At 39.8% G+C, this 12,141-nt stretch carries 8 protein-coding genes; 4 read left to right on the forward strand and 4 right to left on the reverse strand.

Annotated features, from left to right (window positions below; translation table 11 throughout):
* Positions 1 to 22 precede the first annotated feature (22 nt).
* The gene (locus ACNSN3_RS15445) at positions 23 to 2,098 is read right to left on the reverse strand and encodes a TonB-dependent siderophore receptor (RefSeq protein ID WP_418608041.1); all 2,076 of its coding nucleotides are present in this window, start codon (positions 2,096 to 2,098) and stop codon (positions 23 to 25) included.
* 193 nt (positions 2,099 to 2,291) lie between these two features.
* Between ACNSN3_RS15445 and dbpA the strand changes: the two genes are divergently transcribed.
* On the forward strand, positions 2,292 to 3,680 hold the full coding sequence (gene dbpA, locus ACNSN3_RS15450; protein ID WP_054202866.1) for an ATP-dependent RNA helicase DbpA: 1,389 nt from the start codon (positions 2,292 to 2,294) through the stop codon (positions 3,678 to 3,680).
* Between the two features lie 8 nt (positions 3,681 to 3,688).
* Here dbpA and ACNSN3_RS15455 read toward each other — a convergent pair whose 3' ends face one another.
* The gene (locus ACNSN3_RS15455; RefSeq protein ID WP_138571049.1) at positions 3,689 to 4,270 is read right to left on the reverse strand and encodes a DNA-J related domain-containing protein; all 582 of its coding nucleotides are present in this window, start codon (positions 4,268 to 4,270) and stop codon (positions 3,689 to 3,691) included.
* 170 nt (positions 4,271 to 4,440) lie between these two features.
* Between ACNSN3_RS15455 and ACNSN3_RS15460 the strand changes: the two genes are divergently transcribed.
* Positions 4,441 to 7,263 (forward strand): tetratricopeptide repeat protein, encoded by a 2,823-nt coding sequence (locus ACNSN3_RS15460; protein WP_054202864.1) that lies wholly within the window; start codon positions 4,441 to 4,443, stop codon positions 7,261 to 7,263.
* A 79-nt stretch (positions 7,264 to 7,342) separates the two neighbouring features.
* Here the strand turns inward: ACNSN3_RS15460 and rho are convergent, their stop codons facing one another.
* Entirely contained in the window at positions 7,343 to 8,602 is a 1,260-nt protein-coding gene (rho, locus tag ACNSN3_RS15465) for a transcription termination factor Rho (protein WP_010392671.1), read from the reverse strand.
* A 188-nt stretch (positions 8,603 to 8,790) separates the two neighbouring features.
* The gene (trxA, locus tag ACNSN3_RS15470) at positions 8,791 to 9,117 is read right to left on the reverse strand and encodes a thioredoxin TrxA (protein WP_008109071.1); all 327 of its coding nucleotides are present in this window, start codon (positions 9,115 to 9,117) and stop codon (positions 8,791 to 8,793) included.
* Between the two features lie 91 nt (positions 9,118 to 9,208).
* Here trxA and rhlB point away from each other — a divergent pair, with 91 nt between their 5' ends.
* A complete protein-coding gene (gene rhlB / locus ACNSN3_RS15475; RefSeq protein ID WP_010392673.1) occupies positions 9,209 to 10,486 on the forward strand; it encodes an ATP-dependent RNA helicase RhlB in 1,278 nt (425 codons plus the stop codon).
* A gap of 45 nt (positions 10,487 to 10,531) precedes the next feature.
* A complete protein-coding gene (gene gppA / locus ACNSN3_RS15480) occupies positions 10,532 to 12,025 on the forward strand; it encodes a guanosine-5'-triphosphate,3'-diphosphate diphosphatase (protein ID WP_418608044.1) in 1,494 nt (497 codons plus the stop codon).
* Positions 12,026 to 12,141: the final 116 nt, after the last annotated feature.

Consider the following 12,141-nt stretch of genomic DNA (forward strand, 5'->3'; position numbering starts at 1 on the left):
ATGGGCTTTGTAGAGAATCAGCTTAGAAGCTAAATTGTGCAGCTAAACGTACGCTAGTGCCTTCACCTACGGTAACGTTATTTAAACCGCCACCGGCTAGGTAGTTTTTATCGAATAAGTTCTCAATATTTAAACGTAAGTTAATATCGTTGTTATTTAAGTTAAGCTTGTAGGTTGCGCCAATATCAACACGAGTATAACCCTCTTTTGTTACGGTGTTAGCGTTATCAGCAAAACGCTCTCCTTCGTAGAACGCACCTGCATTAAAAGCAACAGCGTCATTGAGTTCATAACGTGTCCATAAAGAGGCAGACCATTTTGGAGCATCAGTAGGGCGTTTGCCCTCTAATTTTTCATCACGCTCATAGTTAGCATCTAAATACATGGTTGATGCCATAACAAATAAACGGTCAGTTGCAGCGCCCTGAGCTGCAAGCTCAAAACCTTTATGGCGTTGCTCACCTGCCTGCGTGGTAATGCTCGTTATATCACCGATAGGGTTAACAAGATCTTCACTCACTAAGGTGCCTGTTTTGCTAATATCAAATAAGGCACCGCTAAGCATTAATCGGTCATCAAACAGTTGCCATTTCACCCCAATTTCCTTTTGCTCAGAGGTAATAGCATCGAGCTTCATACCGTTATTAACATCTTTATCATTTACTAATGTTTCGTTTTGCGGCTCAAATCCTTCTGAGTAACTTGCATAAACAGTTGCAGAGGCATTTGGATGGTAAAGTACACCAACTTTAGGTACGAACGATTCGTTATTGCTGTTTTCTTTACTTTGTTTATCGTAACGACCACCCAGTGATAGTTGCCATTCTGGTGAGAATGAAATTAAATCTTGGATATAAACCCCGTAGTAGTCGTAAGCAGATGAGCTAATAGTGTCATCTGATTTGTAACTTATATTTGGGCGATTAGGCTCATTTTGATCGGCAGAAAAATTAATCGTATCAGCAGATGTGCGTAATTGGCCGTAGTAATAATCCAGTGAGTTAACGCCTACAAGTAATTGATGATGTAAACCCACTGTTTCAAATTCGCCAATGAAGTCAATAAAAGCAGTTTTAAACTGCCAATCATCGAAGCGATCGTAAGGACGTGACTGGTAACTATCACCTTCGATAAAGTCACTTGGCTTACGTGGTGCTGACTCAAAGCGCTGGCGTTCAAACGTTTGCTCATTGTAGCCTAAATTTACTTGCCAGTTATCGGTTAAAAATACTTTGAAATCAATACCCATGTTTTCAACAGTAATGTCGGTAAAGGCCCATGACATATCACGAATTGTTTTGTCATCGCCAATAATGTTGGCATCATTATCTATCCAAGCGCCAGTATCTAAGCCTGCTTCGTCATCAGTGCGATCATAATGAACACGTACTAGGGCATTATCGCTAATATCGTAATCAACCACTAAGGCACCTAAGAAGCGATCGCGTTCGCGGTTATCACCATTTTGGTATTCTCGCCAGTATTCAACATCTTGTTTTACTAATACACCACGGGCACGTAAATCTTCAGCCTCGGTGAGTGCGCCGCCAGCATCAAGCATAAAGCGAGTTGAACCATGTTGGTCAACATCGGCACTGGCACTAAATAGCGTTTGTGCAGTTGGCTTTTTAGTTACCATGTTAACTAGGCCACCGGGGCCTGATTGCCCATACAAAATACTTGAAGGGCCTTTAATAACTTCTACTTGCTCTAAAATTTCAATGGGTTGTTGGTAATGAGACCAATGCTGGTGGCCATCACGCAGGTAGCCGGTTGATGAGCTTAATTGAAAACCACGTAAGTTAAATACTTCTCTGTTTCGTTGTTTAGACCCTGCAGTTAAACTAGCATCATTGGTCAATACTTCACCAAGAGTGGTTGCTAGTTGCTCATTAACGATTGTGTCAGTGATTACGGTAACTGACTGTGCGGTATCGAGTAATGAGGTTGAGGTTCTCATTGCCCCACTGGCATTATCTACTTTGTAGTCGTTGAAGTAGCTACCTTTAACTTCAATGCGTTCTATATTTGCGGTGTTGGCAAATGCATTTGCAGAGGTGCTGGCTAAAAGTGCAATAAAAAGAGGGTTAAGTTTCATTAGTGGCTTCCGGCTTAGAATTATTAGAGTAGTAAAACGCCGCAGATCTTAATGAAAACAACTATCATTTGCAATATCTTTATTGCAACTTTTAATCGTACGTTGCTAATGGTTGCTAATTGTTAATTCTGCTATTATTAGCCGCATATTAATTGAGACTTTTCTCAAGTTATTTTTTGCTATGGAATTTACTGTGACTGCAACTGCTTTTTCATCGTTGGCCTTACCTTCAGGGTTAGTTGATAATTTATCAACGCTTGGCTACACCCAAATGACGCCTGTACAGGCGCAAAGCCTACCGCCTGTTTTAAGTGGCAAAGATATTATTGCCCAAGCCAAAACAGGCTCAGGTAAAACAGCGGCATTTAGTTTAGGCGTTTTAGCCAAGCTAAATGTAAAACGCTTTCGTATTCAGTCGCTAGTATTATGCCCAACTCGTGAGCTTGCAGAGCAAGTGGCGGTTGAGATGCGTAAACTAGCGCGTGGTATTCATAACATTAAGATTTTAACTTTGTGTGGTGGGGTTTCAATTGGGCCGCAAATTGGTTCACTCGAACATGGTGCACATATTATTGTGGGTACACCGGGGCGAGTTGACGATCATATTCGCAAAGGTACATTGCGTTTAGATGATGTTGAAACCCTGGTACTTGATGAAGCCGACCAAATGCTTGATATGGGTTTTCAAGACACTCTCGATGCCATAATTGATCGCATTCCAACCAATCGTCAAACGTTGTTATTTAGTGCTACTTTTCCAAAATCAATCGAAGCTATTGCTAAGCGTGTACTTAGTAATCCAGAAATGATTAAAGTAGAAGAGCAGCAAGAAAAAAGCACGATTAAGCAATACTTCTACAAAATGGATAATAATAAACAGCGTTATCCAACGCTTAAGCTGTTACTTCTTAAATTTACCCCGCAAAGCTGTGTGGTGTTTTGTAATACCAAGGTTGAAACGCAGCAAGTATGTGATGATTTAGCCGATGAAGGTTTTAGTGCGGTGGCACTGCATGGTGATTTAGAGCAGCGTGACCGTGAGCGTACACTGATTCATTTTGCGAATAAGAGTGCGTCTATTTTAGTGGCTACCGATGTAGCTGCACGAGGCTTAGATATTGATGACATGGACATGGTGATTAACTATCACTTAGCTCACGATCCACAAACTCATGTACATCGTGTTGGCCGTACAGGGCGAGCAGGTAAAAAAGGGATTGCGTGTTCTATTTATGGTGAGGCAGAGCAATTTAAAGTGGCTCAAATTGGCGACCATTACGAGCGTGACTTTACTCCTGAGCCAATGCCATCTTATAACCTACTAGATAAGCCGCCATACAAACCTGAAATGGTGACGCTGATGATAGATGCAGGCAAAAAGCAAAAAGTGCGCGCGGGTGATATTTTAGGCGCATTAACCGGAAAAGACGGTGTTGCTGGGCGCCAAGTTGGTAAAATCAACGTACTTGATAACGTGGCATTTGTTGCGGTAGAGCGTAACTCATCTAAACCAGCGTTACGCAAATTAACCGAAGGTAATATTAAAGGACGTAAAATTCGTGCTCGTCGGCTAACGCGTTAACTCTCGATCTAATCTGAGCAACTCGCCTTGAGTTGCTCATACTCTATTTTTAGTTGTTTAAACACCTCATTGTCACCTCCTTGTTTATCTGGATGATGCTGCACTGCAAGTTGTCGCCAACGCTTTTGTAATGCTTTTAGTGTGACTGGCGATGTTAATTGCCAACGCACCAGCAGTTGTTGTTGCTGCTCATTACTCAGTGGAATTTCGCGATAAGTAGGCCTACTAAATTGCTGCCAAAAGCTATCTAATAACGCCTTGACTTCATCCGTAGATGTTTCAAAATTTTGCCAGTTTAAATAATAGTCGCGTAGTGGATCGTTAGGATGTAGTTGGTTATAACTGGAACTGTTTACTAGTTCAATATGTAAGCTTTTAACGACTAATTGTTGTTTTGGCATTAATTGCTGTTGTAGCTGATAAAGCGCATTCATAATTAAAAAATTGCGCTTAAATAGGTCGCGCTCAGGCTCGGCAGCTAAAGTATCAAGAAACCCACGTTGTTTTAACTCAGATGCTAAAGTATGAACCATCCACACTTTTTTATTGATTAATAGTTCAAAAATCTCATCTATCAGAGGGTTAAGCATTGTTTACAATCTATTAATTAGTGTATCTTGGATAAATTATCATATACCCAAATAACATTAAACCCCAAGGAGTGGGCGTGAGTGCCTGTTTTGAATTGGTCTAAATTAGATGTTTATACTTGGTTTGGGTGTCGTTTTGTTATGGCTAGCAAGGATTTAAGGATATTTTTATGCTGACTCAGTTAAAGCGCATCTGCTTTATTGGCTTTTTGGCTGTTTTAAGTAGTGCATCAAATGACGCTTTATCAAATGAGCAGCCAAGTTTGTTTGAGCAGTTTAATCTTGAGCAAGCATGGTCTGAAAAGCATCGCCTTGCAACCGATATCTTATCGAACCCTGATGTTCCAAATTTACAACGCATTACTATTTATAGCGATTTAGCTGAGCTGGCGTTTGCGCAAAGTGATTTAGCCAATGCACTAAAATATTTTAAATTGCTAGAGACCAATAGTACGTTAAAAGATCAGCCTAAACTTTTCTTTCGTGCGATTAAAATGCAAGGAGTTGTGCTTTATTATCAAGGGTTAGTGCAACAAGCGGTCGTTGATTATAGCCGCGCGTTAAACATCGCAATTGCGCTTAAAAGTCCGATAAAACAGGCTAATTTACTTAGTAATATCGGGCTTGCTTATTTTGATATGTATAACATGGAGCTAGCTCTTGATTATTATCAGCAAGCCAAAGTAATTTATGAAAAAGAGGGGAGCGCACAAGATAAGGCCGATATATTACATAATATTGCCGGTATTTATATTCGTCTCTCTCGATATGAGTCAGCTCTTGAGATGTACCGTGAGGTTTTAAAAGTTTTTCAAGAACTTGGCGATGAAGACGGTGTTGCCCAAGCATACGGTAATATGGGGGTGGCGTACACAGAATCGAGACAGTACCAATTAGCACTGCATTATAATCAGTTGGCCTTACGTTACTATCAAAGCGTTAATAATGCGTTTCAACTTTCTACCAAGCATACAAATTTAGCCACCATCAACCTTAAGCTAAATAAATTTGATGTTGCCTTTTATCACGCTAATGCGGGCCAACAATTTGCAATAGAGGCAGATAATAAGTCTTTACTGGCGGCAGCGTTACATGTGTTGTCAATTGTTCAATTTGTACAAGGTGATACGCAAAGTGCTAAACAAACCTCAGAGCACTCAATTACCCTTGCCAAAGAGTACAATAATGGCATGCGTATTAAAGATGGCTTAGGAATTGAAGCACTAATAAATGCGAGCTTAGGGGATTATGAAAAAGCGCTAAATTTACATCAACAGTACGTTGATTATCAGCGTAGTGTGAATACCGAAGAAGCCTCAAAAGCGGTCAGTCAATTTCAAATCCAGTTTGAATCGAATCAGCTAAACCAAGAAATTAAACAATTAAAACAACAACAATACTTACAAGAATTGCAAATAGCTAAACGTTCACAGTTAACGTTTTTGTTGGTGATTGTTGCCATATTAATTTTAATTACGGTAATTGCTGTTTATAAGCGCCGAACAGAAAAGCAAGCTAAGTTAAAGTTAAGCGAACAAGTTGAACAGCGTACTAAAGAGCTACAAAGTGTGGCGCAAGAGCTACGTGAAGCAAACGAGGTGAAAAGCCAGTTTTTAGCGAATATAAGCCATGAAATAAGAACACCGTTAACTGCTATTTTGGCACAAACTGATGATCTTATTAATGGTCTATACAAGCCGGAACAGTTACAAGATGAGCTTAGAGTAATACAACGTCAAAGTGAGCATTTAAAAAGCTTGATTAATGATGTGTTGGACTTAAGTAAGATAGAGGCAAACCGGTTAGAACTTAATATTAGTTGTTTTGATGTGGTGAAGCTTATCAACGATATTCACGCTATGTTTTCTCCTCAAACTAAAGCGAAAGGTTTATCGTTAGTTTTAGACTGCCAGTTAGAAAAATCCTATTTTACGCGATTAGATTTAACGCGAGTAAAACAAATTCTTATTAATTTATGTGCTAATGCCATTAAGTTTACTCATAAAGGGCAAGTAACTATTGGTGTTAGTAAAACCGAGCAAGGGTTACTCTTTTCGATTAAAGACACTGGGATTGGCATGAGCTCATCTCAACTTAAACTTATTTTTGAGTGTTTTAGCCAAGCAGATAACAGTATTAGTCGACGTTTTGGTGGCACAGGACTAGGTTTGAGCTTGTCGCAGCAATTAGCGGCGATGATGGGTGGCTACATAAGTGTGCAGAGTGAGTTTAAAAAAGGCAGTGAGTTTTCATTTTATTTGCCTTGTATACAAGTTGAAGAGCAAGTTTGCCATGACGATCAGCAAGCTAAGTCAGATGAGCGACACAGATTATTATCGGGTAAGGTGGTGCTTGCTGAAGATCACAGTGATAACCGCAAACTGATCAGTCGTTATTTACATTCTCTTGGGCTGGAAGTGATTGCCGTTGAAAACGGTGAGCAAGCAGTAGAACAAAGTTTAAAGCTATACCCAGATTTAGTACTGTTAGATATTCAAATGCCTGTTATGGATGGTATTTCTGCGTTTGAACTACTCAAGCAATGTGGTTATGAACAGCCTATTTTAGCATTAACGGCCAATGCCATGAGCCATGAAATTGACCATTACCTATCACTTGGGTTTAGTGACTATTTAGCAAAGCCAATCGATAAAGAGTCTTTTTATACTGTGCTAGCAAAATACTTAAATGCTGCAAATACAGAGGTATCAACTGAGCAGGTTCATGTTGATATGAGTGATTTAGTAACGAGCTTTCAACAAAGTTTAGCCGAAGAAAGCGAGCTTATTAAGCTACACTTCAAAGATGCTGATTATCAGGCGCTGCAAAAAGATAGCCATCGAGTGTTAGGGGCGGCACAAATGTTCGAGTTTAAAGACATAGCCTTAGCGGCAAAAGCGCTAGACGATGAATTACTTCAGCCACAAATAAATACACAAAGGCTAACAACATTAGTCAATAACTTACAGGCACTGTTTAAAAAATACGAATAAATAAATCTACTCTAAAAACAAAAAAGACACCATTTGATGTCTTTTTTATTTAAAAACGTTGATTTAACTAGAGTTTAGCTTACTTACGTTTCATCGAATCAAAAAACTCATCGTTGGTTTTACTCATCGATAGTTTATCAATTAAAAATTCCATGGCGTCAATTTCTGACATGTCATGTACTATTTTACGTAAAATCCACAGCTTTTGTAGTTCATCTGGCTTAGTGAGTAATTCTTCACGGCGTGTACCTGAGCGATTAAAGTCGATAGCTGGGAATACACGTTTTTCCGCAATTTTACGGTTAAGGTGTAGTTCCATGTTACCTGTACCTTTGAACTCTTCGTAGATAACTTCATCCATTTTAGAGCCGGTATCAATAAGCGCCGTCGCAATAATTGTTAAGCTACCGCCTTCTTCAACGTTACGTGCAGCCCCAAAGAAACGCTTAGGCTTATGTAGCGCATTAGCATCTACACCACCGGTTAGTACTTTACCTGATGATGGAATAACCGTGTTATATGCACGTGCTAAACGGGTGATTGAGTCTAGTAAAATAACAACGTCTTTTTTATGCTCAACTAAGCGCTTTGCTTTTTCGATAACCATTTCCGCAACTTGTACGTGGCGAGAAGCTGGCTCATCGAATGTTGATGCAATAACTTCACCTTTTACTAGGCGTTGCATTTCAGTAACTTCTTCCGGGCGTTCATCAATAAGTAAAACCATTAATGTAACGTCAGGATGGTTATGTGTGATTGATTGCGCAATATTTTGTAGCAACATTGTTTTACCCGCTTTTGGCGGTGCTACTAATAAACCACGTTGGCCGCGGCCAATTGGTGATGCTAAATCAAGAACTCGTGCGGTAATATCTTCTTTACTGCCGTTACCACGTTCCATACGAAAACGTTCGTTTGCATGAAGGGGAGTTAGGTTTTCAAAAAGGATTTTAGTGCGAGAGTTTTCAGGTTTATCAAAGTTAACTTCGTTTACTTTCAGTAGAGCAAAGTAACGCTCACCGTCTTTTGGTGGACGAATAAGACCTGAAATAGAGTCGCCAGTACGCATACTAAAGCGGCGAATTTGACTCGGAGATACATAAATATCATCTGGGCCTGCTAAGTAAGAAGCTTCTGATGATCTTAAAAAGCCAAAACCATCTTGCAAAATTTCTAAAACACCACCACCGAAGATATTCTCTCCGCCTTTGGCGTGTGATTTAAGAATTGCAAAAATGATATCTTGCTTTCTCAAACGGGCTACGTTTTCGAGCCCCATGGACTCAGCTTGGTTTACAAGCTCTTTTATAGACTTGTCTTTTAATTCGCGTAAATGCATATTGGTGGGTTCTTTATTACAGTTGTCATACTCAAAATCGCTTTATTAGATCGTTGAGTGAGGTTCGTTGAATATAACTAAGGATTAGTTGGCTTTATAAACTAGCAGGTCATTACAGCAGCGTCCAGTACTTCTGCAAAATAAATTATAAAAAAAGGGCTGAGAGCCCTTTTTTTAATTAACACTTATTAGATGTTATTTTCTAAAAACTCAACTAATTGTGTTTTTGATAGTGCGCCTACTTTAGTTGCAGCTACTTGACCATCTTTGAAAAGTAGTAGTGTAGGGATACCACGAATACCAAACTTTGGTGGTGTGCCTGCATTTTGGTCAATGTTTAATTTAGTGATAGTTACACGGCCATCAAACTCATCAGCAACTTCGCTTAGAATTGGGGCGATCATCTTACACGGTCCGCACCATTCTGCCCAAAAGTCTACTAGTACAGGTTTGTCTGATTGTAATACGTCAGCTTCAAAGCTATCGTCGGTAATTTGGATTATTTTCTCGCTCATTGCGCTCTCCGGTTTAGTTAGGCGAAATATTTAGTGCGTATTTAAACACTCTTGTTTCTTATTGCAAGTTTAAACGTTATGCTTAAACGCTATGACTAAGACACATTTGACCGATAAAAAGTTTTCAGACTTTGCTATTGCACCGGAAGTGGTTGCCGGGTTAACCGAAAGTGGGTTTGAATATTGCACACCCATTCAAGCTAAATGCCTACCTTTTATTTGTGAAGGGCGCGATATTGCGGGCCAAGCACAAACAGGTACTGGCAAAACGTTGGCATTTTTAACTGCCACGTGCCACCGGTTATTACAATCTAGCAAAGCACCTAGTAAACATCCAAGAGCCCTGATCATGGCCCCAACTCGGGAGCTTGCGATTCAGATACACAAAGATGCAAAAATTTTAGCGCCGCACTGTAATCTTAACTTAGGTTTAGTATATGGTGGCGAAGATTACGAAAAACAACGTGCACAACTAGAAAAAGGCGTTGATATTTTAATTGGCACCACAGGTCGCCTAATCGATTTATATAAGCAAGGCTGTTACACCCTTAATGAAATTGAGGTAGTCGTGCTAGATGAAGCCGATCGTATGTTCGATTTAGGTTTTATTAAAGATATTCGTTATATGTTCCGTCGTATGCCAGATACGTCAGAGCGTTTAAACTTATTATTTTCTGCTACGTTATCGTACCGTGTACAAGAGCTTGCATTTGAACACATGACCAACCCTGAGCATGTGCAAATAGAGCCCGATGTAAAAACAGGTAAACGTATTCAAGAAGAGCTATTTCATCCTTCACAAGAAGATAAAATTAAGCTGTTGTTAACCTTGATTGAAGAAGAATGGCCTGAGAAAGCTATTGTTTTTGCTAATACCAAGCATAGCTGTGAAACCGTATATGCATGGTTAAAAGCAGACGGACATCGAGTGGGTATGCTCACCGGTGATGTAAACCAAAAGAAACGCCAGTCAATACTCGCGCAATTTAGTAAAGGCGAGCTAGACTTTTTAGTGGCTACCGATGTTGCTGCACGTGGTTTGCATATTCCAGAAGTAAGTCATGTATTTAATTTTGACTTACCTGACGATTGCGAAGATTACGTTCACCGCATTGGTCGTACAGCTCGAGCAGGCGCTTCAGGTCATGCAATTAGCTTTGCGTGTGAGCAATATGCTTATAACCTTCATGAAATTGAAGAATACATTGAGCACAGCATTCCATTATCACATTACGATAAAAGTGCATTGTTAGATGATTTAACGAAGCCGACTATTCATAGAAAACGTAATTTTTCTACTGGTCCACGTAATCGTAGTAATAACAACGGACGTCGCCCAAATAATGGTTACCAAAAAGGACGGTCTTAACCGACCGTTAGTTTGATTGTATTTGTAACTAGAGGTTTTTGAACGGTGGGGCAACTTAAACCGCAAAAAAATGTATATGCAGTCATTGATTTAGGCTCAAATAGCTTTCATATGCTTATTGCCAAATCAATGGCGGGCGGCCTGCAAACAATAGGACGCGTTAAACGTAAAGTAAGACTCGCGGCTGGGCTTGATGATAATAATTTATTGAGCTTAGAGGCTATGCAACGAGGCTGGGAATGTTTGGCCTTGTTTGCAGAGCGGTTGCAAGATATTCCAGCGCAAAACATCACCATTGTTGCCACTGCAACACTTCGTTTAGCAACCAACGCCGACGACTTTAAACTACGTGCAGAAGAAATATTAGGACATAAAGTTAATGTTATTAGCGGCGAGCTAGAAGCACGAACGATTTATAAAGGGGTTGCACATACCTCTTCATGTACAGGCAAGCAGCTGGTTATTGATATTGGTGGAGCGAGTACCGAGGTTGTTATTGGCCAAGGCTTTGAAGCGCGTCACTATAAGAGCCTTAATATTGGCTGCGTGACTTTTCTCGAACGCTACTTTAAAGATTGCCAATTAAATGAAGCAAACTTTAATGCTGCTATAAAAGCAGCGCGAAATGTTGTTGATGAAATAGCACCTGAATATAAAACAGCTGGTTGGCAACTTGCCTCTGGTGCGTCAGGTACAGTGCAAGCTATTCAAGAAATTATGGTGGCACAAAATTTAAATGAAATGCTCACACTTGAAAAGCTCTACACCATCAAACAACAATCCATAGCTTACAAAACAATAGCTGAACTCGATTTACCAGGGTTAAGTGAAGAGCGACGGTTAGTGTTTGTATCTGGGCTGGCTATTTTAATTGCACTGTTTGAGTCACTAGAAATAGAACAAATGGGGTTAGCGGGTGGTGCTCTTCGTGAAGGTGTTTTATATAGCATGCTACCGGAGCTACATAATACCGACATTCGCCAACGTACTATTGATGGTTTTATGAACCGTTATCATGTTGATCAAAAGCAAGCATCTAGAGTATCAAGTTTAGCTGCACTGTTAGCTAATGAAGTCAGTCATTATTGGCCGATTGAAGCACAAAACGGATTGCCGCTTTTGAATGCCGTCGCGCAGCTTCATGAAATAGGTTTATTAATAGAGTATAAGCAGTACCACAAACATACCGCTTATATTTTAGAAAATACCGATATGCCCGGTTTTTCACAATCAGAGCACAAAGTGATCGTTGCTATAGCTAATAGTCATCGCTGGGACCTTCAAAAGGGATGCTTAGATCATTTAGGTGCACATAGTATTGTTGCCGCGTATATGGTTCGACTATTACGTATTGCCGTTATTTTATCTATGCGTCGACAAGATGATGTGTTGCCAAACTTTAAGATAACAGCTGAGAATGAAGAGTTAGTGATTCAATTTGAAAATAACTGGTTAAAAAACCACCCATTGATGGCAAGTGAGCTAAATCAAGAGATTAAGTATCAAAAAAAATGCGGTTGGAAACTTAAAGTGAGTTAGTTAATCCGGCTTTCGCGGAGTTTTCAGTGGTTAAAATGAGCTTTTAGTTGTATTTTTGTTCGAACAGTCATTTATTTCAAGTTTTCTTCAAAAAAGGGTTGATCTGTTTTCGGATC

The organism is Pseudoalteromonas sp. US3C1004 (assembly GCF_048401065.1).
In the GTDB taxonomy this organism is placed as follows: Bacteria; Pseudomonadota; Gammaproteobacteria; order Enterobacterales; family Alteromonadaceae; genus Pseudoalteromonas; species Pseudoalteromonas undina.